19 protein-coding genes are annotated in these 23,159 nt (G+C 34.6%); 11 read left to right on the top strand and 8 right to left on the bottom strand.

The genetic code is table 11. The features are described 5' to 3' along the window. Positions 1 to 80: 80 nt before the first annotated feature. Positions 81 to 1,739 carry a sensor histidine kinase BfmS gene (gene bfmS / locus I593_RS02625; RefSeq protein WP_016166030.1) on the bottom strand — a complete coding sequence of 553 codons (1,659 nt, stop codon included), beginning with the start codon at positions 1,737 to 1,739 and terminating at the stop codon, positions 81 to 83. A 34-nt stretch (positions 1,740 to 1,773) separates the two neighbouring features. Then, positions 1,774 to 2,490, bottom strand: coding sequence for a response regulator transcription factor BfmR (gene bfmR, locus I593_RS02630; protein ID WP_016166031.1), 717 nt, complete (start codon positions 2,488 to 2,490; stop codon positions 1,774 to 1,776). Between the two features lie 587 nt (positions 2,491 to 3,077). Here bfmR and I593_RS02635 point away from each other — a divergent pair. The 5 genes from I593_RS02635 to I593_RS02650 all read left to right on the top strand — a co-directional run bounded on the left by I593_RS02635 (position 3,078) and on the right by I593_RS02650 (position 12,213). Next, complete coding sequence (locus tag I593_RS02635) at positions 3,078 to 5,897, top strand: ribonucleoside-diphosphate reductase subunit alpha (protein ID WP_016166032.1); 2,820 nt, start codon at positions 3,078 to 3,080, stop codon at positions 5,895 to 5,897. A 354-nt stretch (positions 5,898 to 6,251) separates the two neighbouring features. Next, a complete protein-coding gene (locus tag I593_RS02640; RefSeq protein WP_016166033.1) occupies positions 6,252 to 6,530 on the top strand; it encodes a hypothetical protein in 279 nt (92 codons plus the stop codon). A gap of 22 nt (positions 6,531 to 6,552) precedes the next feature. After that, positions 6,553 to 6,681: a hypothetical protein gene (locus I593_RS20750; RefSeq protein ID WP_016166034.1), complete on the top strand. Its 129-nt coding sequence runs from the start codon at positions 6,553 to 6,555 to the stop codon at positions 6,679 to 6,681. Between the two features lie 143 nt (positions 6,682 to 6,824). Next, entirely contained in the window at positions 6,825 to 8,108 is a 1,284-nt protein-coding gene (locus tag I593_RS02645) for a ribonucleotide-diphosphate reductase subunit beta (RefSeq protein ID WP_016166035.1), read from the top strand. A gap of 325 nt (positions 8,109 to 8,433) precedes the next feature. Further along, positions 8,434 to 12,213: a YobI family P-loop NTPase gene (locus I593_RS02650; protein WP_016166036.1), complete on the top strand. Its 3,780-nt coding sequence runs from the start codon at positions 8,434 to 8,436 to the stop codon at positions 12,211 to 12,213. Positions 12,214 to 12,232: 19 nt separating this feature from the next. Here the strand turns inward: I593_RS02650 and I593_RS02655 are convergent, their stop codons facing one another. After that, positions 12,233 to 12,481, bottom strand: a complete 249-nt coding sequence (locus I593_RS02655) for a helix-turn-helix domain-containing protein (RefSeq protein ID WP_016166037.1) — start codon at positions 12,479 to 12,481, stop codon at positions 12,233 to 12,235. Positions 12,482 to 12,598: 117 nt separating this feature from the next. On the opposite strand from I593_RS02655, the gene I593_RS02660 reads away from it, so the two are divergent. After that, positions 12,599 to 12,841, top strand: a complete 243-nt coding sequence (locus I593_RS02660; protein WP_016166038.1) for a transposase — start codon at positions 12,599 to 12,601, stop codon at positions 12,839 to 12,841. A gap of 65 nt (positions 12,842 to 12,906) precedes the next feature. Here I593_RS02660 and I593_RS02665 read toward each other — a convergent pair whose 3' ends face one another. Continuing rightward, positions 12,907 to 13,776 carry a hypothetical protein gene (locus tag I593_RS02665; protein WP_016166039.1) on the bottom strand — a complete coding sequence of 290 codons (870 nt, stop codon included), beginning with the start codon at positions 13,774 to 13,776 and terminating at the stop codon, positions 12,907 to 12,909. Between the two features lie 164 nt (positions 13,777 to 13,940). Here I593_RS02665 and I593_RS02670 point away from each other — a divergent pair, with 164 nt between their 5' ends. From I593_RS02670 to I593_RS02690, 5 genes are all read left to right on the top strand, one after another. Continuing rightward, positions 13,941 to 14,207, top strand: coding sequence for a hypothetical protein (locus tag I593_RS02670; protein ID WP_004999044.1), 267 nt, complete (start codon positions 13,941 to 13,943; stop codon positions 14,205 to 14,207). Between the two features lie 241 nt (positions 14,208 to 14,448). Further along, positions 14,449 to 15,153: a TnsA endonuclease N-terminal domain-containing protein gene (locus I593_RS02675; protein ID WP_016166040.1), complete on the top strand. Its 705-nt coding sequence runs from the start codon at positions 14,449 to 14,451 to the stop codon at positions 15,151 to 15,153. A 1-nt stretch (position 15,154) separates the two neighbouring features. Further along, on the top strand, positions 15,155 to 17,035 hold the full coding sequence (locus I593_RS02680) for a Mu transposase C-terminal domain-containing protein (RefSeq protein ID WP_016166041.1): 1,881 nt from the start codon (positions 15,155 to 15,157) through the stop codon (positions 17,033 to 17,035). Further along, on the top strand, positions 17,022 to 17,963 hold the full coding sequence (locus tag I593_RS02685) for a TniB family NTP-binding protein (RefSeq protein WP_004999051.1): 942 nt from the start codon (positions 17,022 to 17,024) through the stop codon (positions 17,961 to 17,963). The genes I593_RS02680 and I593_RS02685 overlap by 14 nt, the downstream gene beginning before the upstream one ends. An 11-nt stretch (positions 17,964 to 17,974) precedes the next feature. Next, complete coding sequence (locus I593_RS02690; RefSeq protein WP_016166042.1) at positions 17,975 to 19,939, top strand: TniQ family protein; 1,965 nt, start codon at positions 17,975 to 17,977, stop codon at positions 19,937 to 19,939. A 21-nt stretch (positions 19,940 to 19,960) separates the two neighbouring features. Here the strand turns inward: I593_RS02690 and I593_RS02695 are convergent, their stop codons facing one another. The 4 genes from I593_RS02695 to I593_RS02710 form a co-directional block, all read right to left on the bottom strand. Then, positions 19,961 to 20,902 (bottom strand): hypothetical protein, encoded by a 942-nt coding sequence (locus I593_RS02695; protein ID WP_016166043.1) that lies wholly within the window; start codon positions 20,900 to 20,902, stop codon positions 19,961 to 19,963. A gap of 29 nt (positions 20,903 to 20,931) precedes the next feature. Beyond that, on the bottom strand, positions 20,932 to 21,594 hold the full coding sequence (locus I593_RS02700; RefSeq protein WP_016166044.1) for a Cap15 family cyclic dinucleotide receptor domain-containing protein: 663 nt from the start codon (positions 21,592 to 21,594) through the stop codon (positions 20,932 to 20,934). Then, complete coding sequence (locus tag I593_RS02705; protein WP_016166045.1) at positions 21,591 to 22,469, bottom strand: nucleotidyltransferase domain-containing protein; 879 nt, start codon at positions 22,467 to 22,469, stop codon at positions 21,591 to 21,593. The genes I593_RS02700 and I593_RS02705 overlap by 4 nt, the downstream gene beginning before the upstream one ends. 92 nt (positions 22,470 to 22,561) lie before the next feature. After that, complete coding sequence (locus I593_RS02710) at positions 22,562 to 23,119, bottom strand: hypothetical protein (protein ID WP_016166046.1); 558 nt, start codon at positions 23,117 to 23,119, stop codon at positions 22,562 to 22,564. Positions 23,120 to 23,159 lie beyond the last annotated feature (40 nt).

Genomic DNA, 23,159 nt, shown 5'->3' on the forward strand with positions numbered 1-23,159 from the left:
TATAAATACAAGTAGATAAAAGCCCAGTTAAACCTCTTTAAGAGCAATACTGGGCTTATCAATAATTTAAAAATAAGAACTTAATTATCCAAACTTTCTTTGGACCCTAATTTCTTTTTATTCGTCTTCGCGAAACGCTTTGCAGGCCAACTCATGGTGAATCTAGCACCTTTTAAAGTTGGGCTCGCATCAACTTCTATACGTCCACCAAACCAATAAGCAATACGACTCACAATAGAAAGCCCCAAACCGTAACCACCTGAGGCACGGGTACGACTATCATCCAAACGAGCAAAAGCCTCAAAAATGCGTTTACGGTCATCTTCAGCAATACCAGGACCATCATCTTCAACGCAAACATAAGCCATGCCCGCATCGGTTATGCCACCACTGATCACAACCTTATGATCACAGTAACGTACTGCATTTCCCACCAAATTTTGCACCACACGATGTAGGTAACGGCGCTCTGCATCTGCAACAACAGTTGGTAAGGGAGCTTCTACAATAATTTCTTTTTGTGTTTTCAATGCTTCCGTTTCTGTAGCAACTTGCTCAAGCACTTCAGCCAACACAATTTTTTCAAAATCAAGCGAAGGTGTGCCCTGCTCCAACTTGGCATAAGTCATGATTTCATCAATTAAAGTATTTAGTGCCTCAATATCTTTATCAATCATGTCGACTTGCTGTATGCGATACTCATAATCATCTTCCTCAGCCAGCATTTCCATACCGAATCGAATACGTGCCACAGGCGTTCTGAGCTCATGCGAAACTGCACGCATTAATTCTCGCTGTGCTTCAATCAAACGCTGAATATGGTCTGACATACTGTTATAGCTTGATGCCAAGCTTGCCATTTCGTCAGTACCATCAATCGGTAAGCGCAGACTCAAATCGCCAGATTTCATGCGATTTAATGCATAGTTCACTTCGCGAATCTTACGCTGCATAGGCAATATCAGACCATAAACGCCCAAGCTCAAGACAAATAAACTGAGTAAAGTAATGCCCGCAGCCAATTGGAATGGCATCCAGTTAAACAAAGGCACTGGTCCAAGCACCAAAACCTCAGATGGCGTACTTGGAATAGGAGAAACAATCGAAATAGTTGTGCCGCGTACTGTGGCACTATCACGATATAAGATAATGCTATGATCTAAGCGTAAACGCCCAATTTGCTCTGAATCTAAAGGAAGATTTTGTACTTTCTCAATTTCAATTGGATAGGAAAAATGCTTCTGAATTTTCTCCAGATATTCTTTTTCCTGTCCTGGGTAGTACACCAGATAATCCAGAATAAAAATAGGCAGCGCTTTCATTTGACGCTCACCAATTTTATCTACCTTTACATATAGATAGTGATCGGTATCATTTTTTAAGCCGATAATAATATAAGCAATTGAGTTTTGCGCATCATAACGCACAGCAGCCTTTTGCTGACTAATACGTTTTTGTTCAGCTCGCGAAAGGTCAACCTTGTTAGCATCGACATAATAAATCGGCAACTCTAACAAGTCTGAAGCATCAGAAATCCAGTCTACCTTTTGTTGGACTGTCTGCTGACGCGCAATCCCCTCACTGATAATAAATGAAATACCATCAGTTAAAGACTCACGATATTCTTGCGCACGCTGGTAATTAATAATTTGCACCAGCAAATAAGCAAACAGCGCCACGATTGCAACCAGCACAACCAGACCTGCATAGATGCGCAAGAATATACTGTGTTTAAACACGAAAATGTCCTGTGTGAATCAAGAGTGATGTAAATTACATTCCGTTGGTTTCTTTAACAAAAAGATAGCCTTTACTACGCACAGTCTTAATTCGTTTCGGATTTTCTGGATCATCGCCAATTTTTGGACGAATACGCGAAATACGAACATCAATTGAACGGTCTTGACCATCGTATTCAATACCACGTAGACGTTCAAAAATGTCTTCACGCGATAAAATACGTCCTGCATTTGAAGCCAACAACCAAAGCAAGTCATACTCAGCGCTGGTAAAATCAACCAATTCACCATTTAACGTGACTGAACGACCACCGTTATCAATCACCAAATCGTCAAATTCGATGCGTTGTGCCACTTCATCTTCTGGAGCTTTATCGGTACGACGTAATAACGCACGGATACGCGCAAGTAAAACACGCGGCTGAACTGGTTTAGCCACGTAGTCATCTGCACCCATTTCCAAGCCAAGCACCTGATCCATATCTTCAGTACGAGCGGTAAGCATTAAAATTGGTTGATGATAATGTGGACGCACTTCACGACAAATGGTTAAACCATCTGCACCAGGTAACATTACATCGAGCACCACTAAATCTGGTTGCTCAGCAATAATACGACGAATGGCACGGTTGCCATCTGGTTCTACCCCAACTTCCAATCCATTACGAATTAAATACTCTTGGGTTAAACGTGCAAGACGCTCATCATCTTCTACAATTAAAATTTTCGGTAACTTTTCTTCTTGGCTCATAAACTGCCCCTTCAATAGGATGAAGCGTATCTTTTAAAAATCCGACAGATACGACGTAATATAATTTTGCAATATACACACGTTTACATTGTAAACAAGATGCTATTCACCAAACTGATACATCTAAGTAGCTTTTTGTAATATTTTTTAATCGTTGAATTAATTGGCTTTTTCAGTTTGTCATTTTTTGAACTCAATTACACACATCTCATTACAAAATGAATAATTATTAATCAAATCAGGCAATTGATCATAAACTGTCTGATCAGTTTTATTCTTTTTTACTTATCCACAAGGTTATCTATAAGCAGATAAATAGAGCTTTGCTATGCTATGCCCTTGTCTAATAAGGCTTAAACCATAAGCATAAAAATAGGGAAATTTGAGCTAATTTTTTTTGACAGGAATCAGAAAAATTTTTAGCAAAATGTCAATATTGATCTACCCTCAATTTTCCCGTATCTTGTGTTCAATTCAATTTTAAACCACTAAGTCTTGTGTTTATTCCTCAAACACTGTGGCACACTTTTTGCCCAGTTCAAATGGTCCATAAACATAACAATAGATGACAATGGAGCTATGCTGACATGAGCGTAATCACATCCACCCCTGGGCAACTTCAGGTGATTAAACGAACTGGTGATGTTGCTGCTTTTGATGCCGAAAAAATTTCTGTCGCAATTGGTAAAGCCTTTTTAGCGGTAGAAGGACAACAAAGTGCCGACTCTAGCCGTATTCATGACCGCATTTCACAACTTACTGAAATGGTGATGAATACCTTTAACCGTCGTTTACCTTCTGGCGGTACAATTCATATTGAAGAAATCCAAGACCAAGTGGAATTGGCACTCATGCGTACTGGCGAACAGAAAGTTGCGCGTGCCTATGTGATTTATCGTGAACAACGTGCATCTGCTCGTCAGCAAACAGGTGCTCATCATCATCCGACCTTGCAAATCACTGCACAAGACGGCCAACTTAAGCCATTAGACTTGAGCGCGCTCCAAGCTAAAGTCAACAAAGCAGCTGAAGGTTTAGAAGGTATTGATGCGCAAGCCATTATCGATGAAACCATTAAAAACCTTTATAACGGTGTAAAAGAATCAGACATCTCGACTACGATGATGATGGCAACGCGTACCCGTATTGAGCAAGAACCAAACTACACTTACGTAACGGCTCGCCTACTTCGTGATGAGTTAGTTGCAACAGGTTTAACCTTCCTTGGCTTGTCTGAAGATACCGTTGAAGGTGATGCTCTAGAAACTTTCCTTAAAAAAGGTATTGAGCTAGACCTACTTTCACCAGAACTACTTAACTTTGACCTTGCAAAATTGGCTGCTGCGATTCAACCTGAACGCTCAAACCAATTTACATACTTAGGTCTACAAACTTTATTTGACCGTTATTTCATCCATTCAGATGGCGTACGTTTCGAATTACCACAATTATTCTTCATGCGTGTTTCGATGGGTCTTGCCCTTAACGAAGAAAACCGTGAAGAACGTGCAATCGAGTTCTACAACTTATTGTCAAGCTTCGATTACATGGCATCTACCCCGACGTTATTTAACTCAGGTACGTTACGTCCGCAGTTATCAAGCTGCTACTTAACCACGATTGATGATGACCTGTATGACATTTATGGCGCGATGCGCGATAACGCAATGTTGTCTAAATGGGCTGGCGGTTTAGGTAACGACTGGACACCTGTTCGTGCTTTGAACTCATATATCAAAGGTACAAATGGTAAGTCACAAGGTGTCGTTCCATTCCTTAAAGTAGCAAACGATACCGCTGTTGCAGTTAACCAAGGTGGTAAGCGTAAAGGTGCCGTGTGTGCCTACCTAGAAACTTGGCACTTGGACATCGAAGAATTCCTAGAGCTACGTAAAAACACAGGCGATGACCGTCGTCGTACCCATGACATGAACACAGCAAACTGGGTTCCTGACTTGTTTATGCAACGTGTGTTTGAAGATGCTGAATGGACACTGTTCACGCCGTCTGAAACCCCAGACCTACATGACTTAATGGGTGCGGAATTCGCTGAGCGTTACGCACACTATGAAGCAATTGCAAAAGAAACAAATATGTTGCACAAGAAAATCCGTGCAAAAGATTTGTGGCGCAAAATGCTGTCGATGTTGTTTGAAACAGGTCACCCGTGGATCACATTCAAAGACGTATGTAACTTACGTTCACCACAACAACATGTGGGTGTAGTTCACTCTTCTAACTTGTGTACAGAAATTACCTTAAACACAAGCAAAGATGAAATTGCAGTATGTAACTTAGGTTCAATTAACCTTGTACAACACGTTCAAGGTGGTGTGTTAGATCGTGAAAAGCTAGCTCGTACCGTGAAAACTGCGGTTCGTATGCTCGATAACGTGATCGACATTAACTACTACGCGGTTCCACAAGCGAAAAACTCGAACTTGAAACACCGCCCTGTCGGTATGGGTATCATGGGCTTCCAAGATGCACTATACGAAATGCAACTGGCTTATGGTTCTGATGCAGCAGTAGAGTTTGCTGATGAGTCGATGGAAGTCATTAGCTACTATGCGATTCAAACATCAAGCGACCTTGCACTTGAACGCGGCACTTACGAAACATTTAAAGGTTCATTATGGGATCAAGGTATCTTACCAATTGACTCACTTGACCTCGTTGCAAAATCACGCCCTGAGCGCATGTTTGAAGTTGATCGCACACAGCGTTTGGACTGGGACACTTTACGTGCAAAAGTTCAAAAAGATGGTATGCGTAACTCAAATGTAATGGCGATTGCCCCAACAGCAACCATCTCTAACATTTGTGGTGTATCACAATCGATTGAACCAACCTTCCAGAACTTGTATGTGAAATCTAACCTTTCAGGTGAATTCACTGTGATCAACCCATACCTAGTACGTGCGTTGAAAGACCGTGGTCTTTGGGACTCTGTAATGGTTAATGATCTGAAACACTTTGAAGGTTCAGTTCAGAAAATTTCTCGTATCCCAGAAGAGCTTAAAGCAATCTTCGCAACTGCATTTGAAGTTGAGCCACGTTGGATTGTAGATGCTGCATCACGTCGTCAAAAATGGATCGATCAGGCACAGTCTCTAAACCTTTACATCTCTGGTGCGAATGGTAAGAAACTTGACATCACCTATAAGATGGCATGGTTACGTGGTTTAAAAACGACTTATTACCTCCGTGCATTAGGTGCAACTTCGGCTGAGAAATCGACCATTAACACAGGTGCATTAAATGCGGTTAAAGCAACTACAGTCGCAGCGCCTGTTGCAGCAGTAGCGGAAGAAAAGCCAGTTGCAGAAGATGAAGGTTTTGAACAAGCGGCACCAGTGCCAATGGCATGTTCAATTGACAATCCTGATTGTGAGGCTTGTCAGTAATAACCTCCTCTAACCCCTCCTAAAAGGAGGGAATTACACCAAACTTATTGAGGTGTGAAAGTCCCTCTTTCTTAAAGAGGGATTTAGGGAGATTAAGAGTTTTGAAAGAAAAGAGTAGTGATTATATTAAATAGTCACCTCACTCAGATGCGAAGCAACTCCTACTGCAAAGCTGATGAGAAAAATTTAAACAAAAAAAAAAGGGAATCCTCCTACAGATCCCCTTTCCAGTCTAAGAAACAAGTTCTTCGACATATTGCTTCGCAAAAAGCAGGTGAATAATCGCCTGATCTCGCAATATCGTCAAGGACTTTTAAGTAACAACTGTCCAACATATATGCGAGGTAAAGCAAAATGACAGTTTATTCTGTAAGTTATGACTTAAATAAAGAAGGTCAAAATTACAAAGATTTAATCGCTGAGATTAAAAGTTTCAACGGTTATTGCAAGGTAATGGATTCATATTGGTTTGTTTGTTCTAAAGGTAATGCTTCCGCAGTATCAGAAAGACTTAAAAAACATATGGATAACAATGACTCTTTATTAGTTATGGAAACCTCTACCAATCGACAAGGTTGGTTAAATAAAGATATCTGGGAATGGCTGAAGCAGCATCAGACTACTTCAGTTTAGTCCAGATAAAAAGGAAAATACCATGCTCCATATGACTCATAACTACCTGTTAGGACTCGCGGTTTTGGTCTTTTCCTTTGTTTTCTTTTACGTGCCAATGGTCTACGCATTTGTAGCCATTCGCAATCAACAGCGTAAGCAAAATAAGTAGTGGGGACACTTGCTCTACCGAACAAAATTAGAGCATTTATCGACAAAACTTAATTTTGCTTACACAAATTAAGCGTATAGTAGGACATCTTCTTAGTTGAGATGTCTTCATAAAAGATATAAAGCAACGAAGAGAGAATTGATATGTCTATCCTAAGTTGGGACGATTTAGAAGATGATTCGCAAAAACCGGCTGCACCTGAGCACAAGTCTGCGCCCGTCGAACCGCAAAAAGCGCCTGCTGCGCCGTTGGTATCTGATGCAGAGCAACCACAGAAGAATGTGGCAGCTCCACAATCCGCTGGAACCCGTTCAGTGCGATCAACAGATCCAGCCGATCCGTTGGCAAGAGCATCTAACGCTCTAGAAACCTTAGACGTTGCGCCTGGTCTTGAAGAGCTTGAGATGGGTGCTCAGCGTGTACAAGTTGATGATAAAGCTATGATTAACTGTCGTGCTGACTTGAACCAACTTGTACCGTTCAAATACGAATGGGCGTGGCAGAAATATCTAGACGGTTGTGCAAACCACTGGATGCCTCAAGAAGTCAACATGAACCACGACATCGCGCTTTGGAAGTCTGAAAATGGCTTAACCGAAGATGAGCGTACCATTGTTATGCGTTCTTTAGGTTTCTTCTCGACTGCGGATTCATTGGTTGCAAACAACTTGGTATTGGCAATTTACCGCCACATTACCAACCCAGAATGCCGTCAGTACATCTTACGTCAAGCATTTGAAGAAGCGATTCATACTCATGCTTACCAATACTGTATCGAATCTTTAGGCATGGATGAAGGCGAAGTCTTTAACATGTACCGTGAGGTTCCATCTGTAGCGCGTAAAGCAGCGTGGGGCTTAAAGTATACTCAATCTTTAAGTGATCCTTCTTTCAAAACAGGTACACCTGAAAACGACCAAATTTTGCTGCGCAACTTGATCGCGTTCTACTGCGTACTTGAAGGGATTTTCTTCTACTGCGGTTTCAGCCAAATTTTGTCAATGGGTCGTCGTAACAAGATGAACGGTGTTGCAGAGCAATTCCAATACATCTTGCGTGATGAATCGATGCACTTGAACTTTGGTATCGATATGATTAACCAAATCAAGATTGAAAACCCACATCTTTGGACGGCAGAATTCCAAGAAGAAATCATTCAGATGATTCTTGAAGGCACTATGCTTGAAATCGAATACGCTCGTGACACCATGCCACGTGGTGTATTGGGCATGAATGCTGCAATGATGGAAGAATACTTGAAGTTTATCTGTAACCGTCGTTTAAGCCAGTTAGGCTTACCTGAACAATTTGCTGGTGTGAATAACCCATTCCAGTGGATGTCTGAAATGATGGACTTACGCAAAGAGAAGAACTTCTTTGAAACGCGTGTGACAGATTATCAGACTGGCGGTGCGTTAAGCTGGTAATTAATTCGTCACGCGACACATTGTTTGTCATTTGCGACGCATAGTTTGTCATTGAACGACACATTGTTTGTCATTGAAAAAATAGAGCCTAATAGCTCTATTTTTTCTTATATAACCTAAATTTTAGTTTCTATATATTTACGTGATACAACAAAATAGACCATTTAAAAAAACCAGCTAGTCTTAGTGGTTCAGTTTCTATTTAAAATTAGTAACTAAATATGAATCAATTATAAAAACAATAAATTACAGATAGATATAAAAAAAATAAAGGGATAAAATATATACAAATTCAAAATATACTATTATTTGAGTAAATATTTAAATGTCAAAAGATAAACGCAAAAAAATCTGGAATGAAATAAAAATAACTTATGCAAAAATTAAAGAAATTCATTCAGCACCTCAAATAACTTCTACAGATCAATATTTGTCTTTAATACCAATTACTAACGCAGATGAAGATAACGCTTATTCTGATATGCTCAAATTTGCATTATCACAGAATAAAACTAACAACATTGCTATAACTGGGCCATATGGTTCAGGTAAGAGTAGTGTTTTACAAACTTTTCAAAAAAAGAATCCACAATGGAAATACTTAAATATTTCGTTAGCGACATTTAAAGATGATTTAGAAGTAGAAAATGCTAATAGTAAAGAAATTGAAATTGAAGCTATAGAAAAAAGCATACTACAACAACTCTTTTATTCAGTCGATCAAAAAACATTACCCCGCTCTCGACTAAAGCGAATCGTAACTGTTAAAACTAGAGAGCTAATTACCAATACACTTTTTATTTTCCTATGGGCTTTTCTAACACTATTTGTATTTTTTCCACAAAGTATTTTTTTTGATAAGTTTAGTATATTGGCTAGTTCAGACCAACTGGCTATAACAACCGCTTCATTATTATTCTTATTATTCTGCATCGTTGGATTATTTACTGGAATAAAATATATTGAAAAGCTTAAAGAGCTTAAACTAAAATTTCAAGATACTGAAATCACATTAAATAATGACCAAGTAGAGTCCATATTAAATAAGCATTTAGATGAAATTTTATATTTCTTTGAAAGAACAGATTTCGATGTAATCGTAATTGAAGATCTAGACCGCTTTGAAAATTCTGAAATTTTTATTCGACTAAGAGAGCTCAATACCCTTATTAACAATTCGAAGCAAGTAAACCGTCCTATAGTATTTTTATACGCTATTAGAGACAACATGTTCAAAGATAAAGATCGATCTAAGTTTTTCGATTTTATCATCCCAATTATTCCTGTCATAAACCCAACAAATGCTTATGATTTAATTCGAAAAAACTATATTAACGAAGAAAATGATAGTCAACTACATAAAGAAATTGAAGATATATTCCTACATCAGGTCTCACTCTATTTTGATGATATGAGACTTGTAACCAATATTTTTAATGAGTTTAGAATCTATATTCAAAAACTTAAAAATCCAAATCTAAATAAAAATAAATTACTTGCTTTAATTATTTATAAAAACTACTACCCTGCCGAATTTGCAAACCTACACTCTAATAAAGGTGAAATATATGAAATTTTTACAATAAAAAAGAAAAATATTATTTCAAATCAATTAGAAAAGATTAAACATGAAATTGTCGCTTTGGATAAGAAAATTCAAGAATCCCAATTAGAAAAAATTCAAACCATCACAGAATTAAGAAAATTATATATTTATGAAATTCTTAGCAGGATGCCTATTGTCAAAAATTTTAATCGTTCTGGCTATAGTATACAGCATAGCCAAATTTCTTATTTAATAAAGTTAAAAGCTGACAGCTTGGATCTTGATCACCAGAATCTCACAAGTGATGAAAACTTCGAAGTTATTCAGAATTCCAAAAAACTGGAATGGAATGTTGAAATTCAAAATAATGATCAATATATGCGCTGTGAAATTACAAATATTGAAGATACTAAATTTACTTTCCAAACAATTGAAAACATAGTTAACCTTACGATTTCATATAAAGAAAGAGAAAATAGAATTAAAAATAGTGAAACAACGAATCGTGGAAAATTATTGGAGGAAAAGCAAGATTTAGTTAATCAAAGAAATTATCTTAAGCAAAATATATTAAAAGAGTTACTCACTATATACTCAAGTGAGGAATTCTTTGAATCTGACAGACATCCACCTCTACTTCAATTTTTAGTTAGAGAAGGTTACATAGACGAGCACTATTCTGACTATATTTCATTCTTTATTGATAGTGTAATAAATATTACTGAAAGAGACTATGCTCAAAGTGTTATAAACCACATAAATTCAGATTTTGATATAACTTTAACTAATGTAGAAAAAATATTAGAAAAATATTTAACACCTAGACAATTTTTACATACAAGCATTCTTAATTTTAGTTTAGTAGATTTCATTCTTGAAAATCATGATAAATTCAATGATCATTATAATAATTTATTCCAATTATTATCAAATCTGGATGAGCGTTCAATTCAATTTATTTTCGAATATATCGATAGAGAAAAAAACTTACCCCTATTCATTAATCAAATAGTTAAAAGCTGGCAGAGTTTTTTTGAGCATATTCATACATCAATGGCAGCTGAAAAAGTTGAAAGCTATCTTCTGCTGATATTGAAAAATTTAAAAAAAGAAAATATTCCTTTACTTAACAAAGATGAAATTCTAAAAAACTATTTATCTTCTAAAAGTAATTTTATCGAATATATCAAACATGCCTATAGTACTGAGCAAGAAATTCTTAATTTTCTACGGCTTATTAAACCTGTATTCGAGTATTTAGATTGTAATAATCAAAATGATGTAAGTATATTTAATGAAATATGTAGAAATGAATATTTTGAATTTAATGAAAAAATGATATTACAAATTATATATATAAATAATGAAGATCAAAAAATTGATGAAATCCAAGATATTTTTGCTTCAAAACCTTATGGATTTTTACAAGACTTTGCAGCAGACTACTTGAAAAAACAGGTAGACCAATCAATCAATCATTTCTTTGAAGAGGTGTATATTTCATCGTCTGAAAATCTAAGTGAAAACTCAGATAATTTCATCAAATTAATTAATAATGAAGATTTAGATAATACTCATAAAGAATGGTTAATTGAAAACAATGAAGTTCAAATTGACTTAATTTCCTATATTCGCGAAGCCCAATTCTGGAAACCAATTTTAGCTAAGAACAAAGTAAAACCTAGCTGGGATCCTTTGATTTCATATTATCAATATAATGACTGCACTTTGGATGAAGTAATTTTTAACTATATTAATGAAAATAATATATTGCTAAAAGAACAAGAAATCTCAGCTTCTGAAAGTAAAATAAATATTCCTGATATTACTGAACAATTTGAAGTTGGACTTCTAGAATCGGACTCTTTGTCTGAAACTGCTTACAAAGCAGTAATTTCCTCAAGAATGTTCAATCATGATTCGCTTAATCTTTTAGATTTATCTAAATCAAAGATTTCTCTCTTGATCAATGAAAAAGTACTTTCATTAACTTCTGAAAATATTGAAAATTTGCGTAAAATATCTACTGATTACATCAGAGACATTTTTGTCCAAAATTTAAGTACAGACTGTACAGAGCTCAATGACGAAATAATTTTAGAAAACGACGAATATGAATTACTTCTTCAATCATCAGAACTCACACATGAGCAAAAACTGATAATCGTTAAAAAACTTGGAATTGATTTTTATCAAGAATCAAATGTTCAAAACATAATTAATCAAATTTTCAAAGCTAATAAGCTATGTATTCCAGTAGATTACATTAATAGCTTCTTTGAAAAAACATATTCAACTCAGACTAGACTTAAACTGCTAATTTCTGAAATTTCTAATCTAGATCACTCCAACATTTCTTCTTTGTTAAATATGTTAGATGAACCATACAGATCGATTCCTACAGCAGGTAATCATACGTTAAGCTATAGCGAAGAAAATTATGATCTAACTGAAGCTCTTAAGAAAATTGGTTATATAAATCGACACAGAATACATGAAAAAAAATCATTTCTTGGAGTAAAGTCTAAATCTAATATAACTTTTACAACAAAAGCATAATGTATTTAGTTTGGCTATTTTATACTTTCAATGAAATAGCCAAAATTTTTTTAAGGTTTAACTCTTCAAATCCTATACTTAAAGCTGTCAACCAATCCATTAACTCTATCACATCAAGTCTTCTTTCCAATATTTCAACTTTGGAAACATACGATTGAGGCTTATTCAAAAGACGTGCAAGCTCCACCTGAGTCACATTTTTGGACTCACGAAGTTCTATAAGTTTCTTAATTAGGTCTTGATACCTAGGATCGTGTATTGAGCGCATAGCTCAATATCAGTTACAATTAAAAATATCCCAAAATAGGATATTTTCATTTAACTCCATCTGTTTATTGATTTTTTTATTTTGGATAATGATTGAACGATAGTTTAGGAACTCAATGTGAAACAAAAATATTCTGTAACCCAAATTAATAACATTGTTAAAAAGCATTTAGCTGGTGCCACTATCGAACAGGTTTGTCTGGAATATCAAATTAGTGTGGCAACTCTCTATCGTTGGAAAGCAAACTATTTAGACGTAAGTGAGCAAATTCTCACCCGTTTAGATAAGTTAGAGCAGGAAAATCAAGTTTTAAAACAAATGTATGCGGAAGAAAAATTATCTAAGCGTCTAGAAAGGTAGAGCTTTTAATGCACCTATTCATTTCACGATTCAATAACTCTCGTTAAAAATCTCGAATGTAAATTTCAAAGATAATTTGCATTCGAAGCATCCCATATAGCATCTATTGTCAAAATATTAGCCCCGTCAAACAGACTTATAACCTGTTTCTCATGCAATAAATCTGATAATACTCTTACACTTTCCTTTCTTGTAATACCCAGCTCACCTTTATCTTCCATTGATAACAAAAGGTTTATCAAAATTCTGACATTTTTCGAAAAACTATCCACAAAATTTTTACCCAATACTTTCTCTGTTGAGCTAACCAAAGAGAAAACATTTGAATTAATTAATGAAATAAAGTGCTCACGATAATTAAAAAATGGAAGTTCAGTACAAATAATAAGTAAAGTCCTATAAATAGACTGACTTAATGCAGAAGTACACTCTTCTCTTTTAACAGCTAATTTAAAAAAAATTATCTGTGCTGCCAATGCATCCAATCCAGCTAAACACTCTAGCTGGCGTAATTTTCTTTTAGAGAGGTGCGTGACTAATGCACTCCCACAATCGTATTTGTTAGCTTTATAAAGAATACGTTGGACTTCCCACGATAGATTTCTAAGCTCATCACTTAATAGCGAATCAATACTAATGGAGTTATTCATTACTTGCCAAAGCGTATGTTTGAGAAGCATAGAGCTGCCTTGTACATGAGATTCTGCTTGGCCTATAAGCATAGGACTTGGAGTATGTTTACCTAAGCGATAACCTCGCCATTTATTATTATGATAAGCATCACCATGCTTATTTTTATTAAAAGCATCTGGCTCAATTACTTTTTCAATTTGATAATCTGAATTTTTAGATAAATTGACCCGGATATACCAATACCATAATGAAACTCGAACGATATCCAACTCACTTCTTTTTTCCATTTTTGTATTTTTCATTTTTTAGTCAATCTCAAAAAAAATCCTAGTTATAGTTATTTATAATTTAAAAACAATAAATTAGAAATTTGTATAGAGTAAAAGATTGAGCTGTTTTTACTTTCTACACAACTTTTTTTAAAAGATATATGCTTCTGTTGTGACAGGACAATACAAGACACCCTATGCAAAACCATTTAATGCTTGATGCAACAACAATAGAAAAAGAGCTATTTGACCGTTACGGCCCACTAATAGCTGATGATGCTTTAAGAATTGCTTTAGGTTACAAAACTACAGATGCTTTTCGTCAAGCATTAACACGTAAAACTGTTCCTATTCCTATTTTCACTTTCCCAAATCGTCGTGGAAAATATGCGTTAGTAAAAGATGTTGCTACATGGCTAGCAAACCAAAGAAACTCATCTTTAGATCCGAACCATAACCACTAAATTTTCATTTTTCAAAAAATTATTATGGAGTCATCATGAAAAACTAAACCAAAAATCAATAAAAAACGGACCCTAAAAAGGATCCGTTCGTGACTTTATATAGAAGCATATAAAGACCTGAGAATCATAGTATCTTCTCTATATCGTCACCAGTCAAGTAAGTGCTATTCAATAGTAATAGTGCAGATTAACTCATTCTCAAATATCTATTGAGAATAGGATTACTTCTGGATAAACAGATATGTCTTATAAAACAGTTTTTTCAAAAACTGATATTCAAATAAATATCCTTGAACAAATCAGGATTGCATTTGAATCAACAGCAAATGTAGCAGCTACACTTCATGGACAACGTAAAATCTATCAAGGTGCTTTTGGCCGTCGAACGTCCCTATTCCCTAGTCAAAAGTGTTGCGGTGCAATACCACTAGAAAGCCGTCTTGAACTGGCTCATGCGATCAGTTTAGAACAAAATCCAAACGTCATTAATTATCGATCACAAGCATTAAAAATTTTACTTATCAATGAACAGTATTGTTTTCCAGATTTCTTGGTTCAAACCAAAGAAGGTGCTTATGAAGTCCATGAAGTCAAACCATCCATTGCATCATTGTCAACTGATGACTTAAACCGCTTTGCGATACTTTCTGAGCTACTACATTCAATTGATATTACTTTTAAGCTAATAGATCACACAGACTTACCAAGTGAATCAGAAATTTCGCAGCTACTTTACTGGTATCAAAGAGGACATAGATTCAATTGGAACACCCTCGAAATCAATTACGCCTTACGTCACTTAAATTTCGAAAAATTTTATACCTCACAGCAAGTCTACAAAACACTTGAATCAATAGGTCTTAAACAAGAACTAGCTGATTATTTATTTTTTCATAAAAAAATTAAGCTCCGCTCAGAAAATATGAATAGTCGAAAGGTCTATTAATATGGAAAACTCTCTTTTTATACCTCAATCTGGTTTTCGTTTTTATTTTAAAGCACATCCCGACTATATTTTTGAAATCGGATCTATAACCTATAATGCTATTCGATATGCTGCTATAGCTGGTGGAAAATCATTTTCAATAACACCCACCGAATTCGAAAGCCGCTATAAATTAGGTGAAATTTTATGCGTATTTGCACCTGAGAAACTCATAATCAACTCCAAATATAGCTCAGAACTTCATCGCAAAGAACGCTATGTTATTAATGCATTACAACTATTGGAGCACCCTACAAGTATTAATCTGCTTTCCAAATTAATCCCCCAAATAGCTTCCGACATTAATGACCTTAACCCACCTTCGTGCCGTACTGTAGCAAGATGGATCAATAAATATCAAAGTTCTTCTCAGAATAAACTGTGCTTGCAAAATAAACATTCAGGTAATCGCAGTTTACGATTCTCTCCTGAAATTTATCAAATTCTAAATCAAGCAATCAATGAAATCTATTTAAAGCCTGAATACAGAAGTGGTAAAGACGTACTTGCCTATATGCTTGGTCGATTCATGGAACAAGGCATCCCATTAGAACAGTTACCAACACTTCGTAGTATCCAGCGACATATCAAAAAATTAGATCCTTATATTGAATTTAAAATGAAAAAAGGGTCCCGAATAGCGAAGAAAAAATTTCAAGCTGCTGGCAAAAGTATCATTAGTCCATTCGCTCTTTATATGGTCGAAATTGATACACACTATTTAGATCTAATCGTGATTGATCCGAAGACGAAACTTGCCTTAGGTCGACCATTTCTCGCATGTGCAATTGATATCTACTCTAGAGCCATTGTTGGAACTTATATCAATATGTACCCCCCTAGTGCTGCAACTACATTAGAAGTCATCAAAGATATGATTACTCGGCCAAACCAAAAGTTACCAGGAGGAATCCCAAGTATCGTCATTCCAGATAATGGAGTGGAGTTTAAAAACAATGCTCTCGAACGAGTATGTGAACAGCTGAAAATTACTTTGACTCCTTCCCAAGTAGGTACACCTAATAACAAACCTCATATTGAACGTTTTTTTAGTACGCTCACACATGGGATTATACAAAAACTACCGGGTACAACTTTTTCTAATCCAACGAATAGAGGTGAATATAATTCAAGTAAAATTGCACAATTAACTTTAGAACAATTAAAACAATATATAGATACTTGGATTCATGAGGTTTATCACCGATCTATCCATCACACGACAGGACGTTCACCTATCATCATGTGGCAAGATGCCATTGAAGATATACGACCGAGTTTTCTTACAGATATAGATGCAAAAATCTTATGCCGTAGGCCTATTGAAAGAAGCATTAATCACGGTCAAGTACGTGTAGATGGTATTAGTTATTTTTCACATGCTCTAACTACACTACAAGCTAAAGGCATAAAAAAAGTTACCGTGCTTATAGATGATTTAAATTTAAATGAAGTTTTTATCATTGATCCCAACAAGCAAGATGTAGTCATTCAAGCAGATTCAACCAATCAAGACTATACATTTGGATTAACACGAATAACTCATCTTGAAGTTCAAAAACTAAAGAAAATTCAATCTCGATCTGATAAACAAAAAATTGGTCCGATGTCCGATTTATATTATCTGTATAAGCTTATGCATGAGATTCAAACTAATCTTGTGAGACGAAAGCCAAGATTGAAACCAATTACTCTTGAACTTCCGAAGCAGCTACAGAGGATCGAAGAACAACTATTCTCAAAAGACAAGGATATTGTTGAACAACCTGCTTCCACAATAAATGTACCTACACCAATTAATCAATTTGGTTCATTGGAGGTATTTAAACATGGAAAAATTTGAGAATCGTTTTGAACAAATTCGATCGATTAACAATATTGTTATCACTTCCAATGAATTCATGGTCGCTTTCACAGGCATACAAGATTGCGTAAAAAGAAGTATTTCATTTAGCGAACCAGTTGGATGTATGCTTCTTGCTGAAGGGGGACTTGGAAAAACAACCCTCTGTAAAACAATCTTGAGTCTTATGCCTCGTACAGAAAAAATTGAGAAGGATCATAAGAAAAATATCATCCCTGTATGTTATGTAGAGGTACCATCGCCTGCCACAGTTAAATCATTAGCAATAACGATGCTCAAAGAGCTTGGCGATCCTACTTATGAAAATGGGTATGGCACTACTGAATACTTAACTAGCAGGCTTATTTATTTACTCGCACAATGCGAAACTAAGCTTATATTCTTAGATGAATTTCACCATTTATTTGAGCGTAAACCAACATCTACAAGAATGAATCGGACTACAGGCAATTGGCTTAAAACGCTAGTAAACCGAACAGGGATTAGCTTTTGTTTAGTTGGTTTACCTGAGTTTGTCCCACTACTTCAAGTTGATAGCCAGATTGCTCGTAGATTCCCTTTCATCTACCACCTAAATCCATTAACTGTTGATCCTTCAAATGGCGGGAGCATGTTTGCATTTCTTGCTGAAGTTGCAAGAACACTCAATAAGCAAAATATCACTTTCTCACCACCTCTAAATAGCCAACTTGTAGGCATGCAAATTCAACTAGCAACAAAAGGCTATCACTCATACGTAATGAGCCTGATTAGAGAAAGTATCGCACATGCTTTACATGATAATAGGCAAGTAATAACTCCCCTTGATTTCAGTTATTCATGGAAATTAGGCATCACGCTCTACATTAGCAAACAAAATAAAAATCCATTTGAAATGAACATTTCACAAATCATTTCATTAATTTAATAGTCAGAATTATGCAAAATCCTCTTTTAATACAAGCAATACCTCATGAAGATGAGTCACCAATGAGTTTCTTGTTAAGAACAGCAGAACTCAATGCACATAGTTCAATTTTTAATTTAATAGGCAAAGAAAAGTATAAATCTATCATTCGTCAGTCTTTGAATTATCATATTTCTGATATGAAACGCTTCACTCAAGTGTTAGAAGTATTAAATCTTGATAGTTCTTATAAATTTCTAGCTTTTGAAAGATCAAGGCCAACCAATAGATCTCCTATAATGATTGGAACAATTGAAGTCCCCCATGAATTATTAGAATTAGAAGGTTTACGCTACTGTCCTACTTGTCTTTCTGAAAAAGCATATCTTAGAAAAATATGGACATTAAAGCCTATACATGCATGTCCAATACATTATTGTTTGTTAATTGATTCTTGTCCTGAATGTAAGAATTTTCTTCTCCCCAAAACAGGGGTTCTAAACTGTTCTCGCTGCGGTTTTAAATTAGATAAAGGACCTGTACAAAAAGTAAAATCAATGGAAAGTATCTATTGGTTTCTTGACATACTTACGCATAGTTCAAATGAAGTTTTTTCAGATTTTGCATCATGCTGGAAAGCATTCAATTCTTTCTTAAAAGATGATAATTCCAATACAAATGAAAATATTTTTTTTAAAGTGTATGAATATTTTTCTGACCCAGAGACTTCTGCCATAAAATTAAGTGAAAATATTAACAGTAGAAGTGAGAATTCTCATCCACGTATTCTATTGCTACCATTTCTAAAACATAAAAAACTTTTCAACAAGCATATTAAAATCACCGAAAAGAATTCTTCAGAATATAGAATTAGTGAAAATAGTATTTCCAAAAATCTTAGAAATTATGAAATACAACTGATCTTAAATATTTCTCGATTTGAGCTTGAGAAATTGATAGAAAATGACTTTTTGAAGCTTGGACAGAAAGAACTCTATAAAGGAGATATTGCTAGCAGAGACATAGAACACTTCTTAATTGATACATATTCTCAACCTAAATCTACACTTCTCACTAGCATCGAAGCACCTGCAGACAATGATAGTATGCAATTAAAGGATGTTGCTAAGTTGTTAGATATCAATTATGACCTTGCTAGAAAACTAGCAAAATCTGGATGGTTCAAATTAGAGAATACAAATGAAATACCACAGACTTTCAAAAAATATTCAAAAGAAAAGGTGAATGAATTCAAAGAAAATTACATACTCGTTAGTCCACTAGCAACACAACTAAAGGCATCTCCAACTAATCTAGTGGAAAAATTAAGGGCTTTAGGTATTACTCCTACTAATGGTCCACATATAGATTCAACTGCAATTAATATTTTTTTAAAGACTGATGTCCAAGATATAAAACCAGATGACTTAAGTATGATTAAGAGCTATCCAACTCGTTCTGGAAGACAAAAAAATGCGTTAAAAAATGTGCCCCAGAGTACCGAGTATTATTCTTTAAAAGATGCTGCTTCCACACTAAAAATCAGCTCTAACAAAGTAGCTGTACTTGTTCACAGAGGGATTCTTGTGAAAGATGAGAACAATCCTTTATCAATTCAGATCCAAGAAAATTCGCTGTTAAATCTTAAGAACAAACTCAATAGCGAAAATTATATTTCCTATGTAGATGCAGCAAAGCAATTAAATTGTCCTATTAATTGGATAAAAAAATATTGGTGTGATACAGGTTTCTTAAGCATTGAAGATTTAGTCTATTGGAAGCTCATTCCGCGAGAAGAACTCAGTGAAGTACTTAAATTGAAGGAAGTCTATATGACAGGTACTGAAGCTAGTAAGTTACTGGGAATGAGACATTCACATATAACGAACCTACATAAACAAGGTTTAATTCGCCCTTATTATCTTGGTAAAACTGAGACTAAAATTAGGCTATTTAAAAGAGATGATGTCATATGTATCAAAAATGAGAGCTCTTAATTTAGTAAGAATTCTCATTTGTCAGCGACTATATGATCTTCTAACAACTAAAAGAGAATCGTTTGGAATTTCCACTTTTACTTTTATCTGTACATCATTACCTTGGTAATCCTTAGCTTTAGACTTGTATTGAACTAAGGCATTTTTACCTATGCCTCTAAGTAAGATTTCAGTGTTTTTTAATTCGACATATTCCCCTTTTCTCTCACCAATCTTTGATTTAGGAAAAAGATCTTTTAGTCCAAATTTTATAAAAATAATACTTTGTTTATCATCTTCTCGTATTGAGGCTAATGTTGAATTTATAAGAAAATTATTTTGCTTTTGACTATAAGCAAGATATATAACACTTGGAATAAGCAATATAGACATAAGCATAATTGCAAGTTTTACATGCTTCTTTTCAGTATTTTCTACTAAGAGTTCATCACTATATGAAAGATTACTCCTAAAGAATTTAATGAATTCCTTAATAAAACATGCTAGTAGTATGCTTAAAAAAATCATCAATAATAGGTTTACTGATTTTTCATTATAAAAAATAAATACTAAGGCAAATCCAATAATGTAAAAAATAAATTTTACGAAATACACAGAAAGTTTATCCATATATTTCATTATATTAACTAAAGTCACCATTTCTATATTTAAATAATTTTTTAAAATTTTTCTTATATTAAATAAAAACATAATAGAATTTAAAATACTTTTCACAATGAAAATTATTATTCTCCCAAATGCATAATGAGTACTTAAAAACAATACATAAACTAGTAAAAATTTTATAGTTATTACTAAAAACAAAAGACCATCACCTAATGATAGGTCTGTAGGGAAATAGTCAATATAAATAAAATAGCAGAGTATAAGACATATGCCAAAACCAATGATGAACTTAGTAATTAATCCACTATATTCAATAAGAACCTTAATTTTATTAAACAGAAAAAGAGTAAATTTCACTTATCCCTCATATTAATATTTTACCTTAATTAACGATAATTCTCATCTTCTGTTACTGGATGTTTCTCAAAACTTTCTGGTAAATCCTCTAAGAGTTCCTTAGAGTAAAAATGCAATATGATTTCTCCCTTGGTCAGTCTTTCTGTCCAATATTTACCTACTAGTTTTTGTTTCGGATTCTCAATAATATTAAATACAGCTGTTCCATCATGTGGAATACTACGTTCATTTAAACTTAATCTTGGCTGACTAGAATAAGAATATGCCATGATTTTAATTTGTCGATCAGAATCTATAATAAAACCTTCCGAATATGAGGAACTTTCCATTTCACTTGTTCTCATTTTACAATTAATATGAAAAAAAGATTGATTTATAGTAAGCATTACAGGGATTGGATCTGGTTTTTTACCTGTTTTTGGATTTTTCCAATCTGAATATATAAACCCTACCCAACTTCCATTTAAGTTAGGAAATGGGACCAACCATCCTCTAAAAATTTTAAATTTCCAGCCCCATTTAACAAATGCTGCAATCACTAAAAGATCAATACTAACTACTTTAGGTATTAGTCCAAAAAAGTCTTTTATTTTTGATAGATCGAGTTCATTAAAATAGGCTAGCAAAAACCAAGAAACTGCAGAAACCCCAATGAGAAGATATATCGAGCTTTTAAGGGAGGTATTACTCATGAATTAAATCCCATATAGTTCCAAGCTGTCTTAGCAAACTCACGCCCATCTTTACGGGTCCATTTCTGTTTAGAATGAAATAAGTAAATACATTCATTTACTTCCATCCAACGATTTATTTCTGGCTCATCGCCTTGGAGTGAATTCCAGATATGAAGAAGCATTTCTCTAAGGCACTTTGTCCAAGTTGAATGTAAGAAAACTTCATCTGGACAGTTATAAGCTAAGCATTCAATAAAAAATGAGGGTAATTCATGAAATACATGATCCACTTCCATTGCATTTTCAATTCGTTTTAAAATGCGCACACCTTTTTTATAGGCATAACCAGTCCGATTATTTTTAGCTATACCATTTTCTTTTTGTTGGAATGGATAGTTAACTATACTAGTTCCATCTGTCTTAAATATTTTAGTTCCATCTCTAGAGCCATTTTTCATGTAATAACGATAGCTAAAACATGGAACGACATCAGCATTTATACGCGCTGAATTAGCATTTATTTGTATGGCAGTAGAGCCTGTCGCATCAACTTGATCTGGAAATTTTTTTTCCAAAGCTAAAATTAGCTCTGCTCGTAATTTAGCTGGAGTCCAAATTCCTTCGTAAGGTTTCCCTGATTGACGATTTCCTTTTTCAGATTCTTTCCAATATTGAACCTCGGTACACTCTACAGCAATATCTACATCACTATCTGACCGTACGTTAGTATTATTAGCATATGATCCTTTCGCATAAATTTTCAACGAACAATTATTAAAATTTTCATGCGCACTTATCGCCTGACGAATCATTCGCTCTGTTCTATCTTGTTTATCCTGTTCAGTATCACTTGAGGGACCTGTCCATCTAATTAGCTTATCTTCCAAACTCATTTTATCCTCTAAAAATTATTCGTTCTTAATTCTACTCATTGGAGCATAATGCAAATTAATAAAATAAAATTGATTTACAAATTGCACTTACACTAAGCTTCTCTAATATGTCTTGCCAAGTCTGATGCAAGCTGGACATATGATTTCGCATCAGTTTCACTCAATTGGAGCTCTTGTGCATGCACTGCTTTGTTTCTTAAGTCTCGCAATTTATTGAATATTATAAGTTGCTTCTCATCTATGACTTTACATTGCAATAGATATTCTCCAAGTCTTGGCATATTTCGAAAAGTATCAGTTGGTGGTTGTTGCCAAAATGAACTCGCAACACTAATTGCAGCAGATTCTACTTCTAGCCATGCTTCCATAATTGCAGCACGAGTAGAAAATGTGACTAGATTAAGTAAATTTGAAGAAGTAGATAAAACTTGTAGTGTATTCCTTTCTGCTCCTTGCTCTACAATCATTGCCTCAGCTTTGAGTTCAGAAATTTCCTGAGCAAACTCTAATTCCAATTCTTTATATTTTAATCGTCGTAATAAAGGGAATAATTCAAGAATTGGATTTCTAAGTAGAATAGCTAATAAAATAACTGTTATTGGCCAAATAACCGCTTTAGTCAATTCTGATATAAATGTAAATATGTCCATAATTTTTTATATCTAGCCTTTAAAAATAAAATTCTAAAAA

The sequence above is a fragment of the Acinetobacter tandoii DSM 14970 = CIP 107469 genome, from assembly GCF_000400735.1.
Classification (GTDB): Bacteria; Pseudomonadota; Gammaproteobacteria; order Pseudomonadales; family Moraxellaceae; genus Acinetobacter; species Acinetobacter tandoii.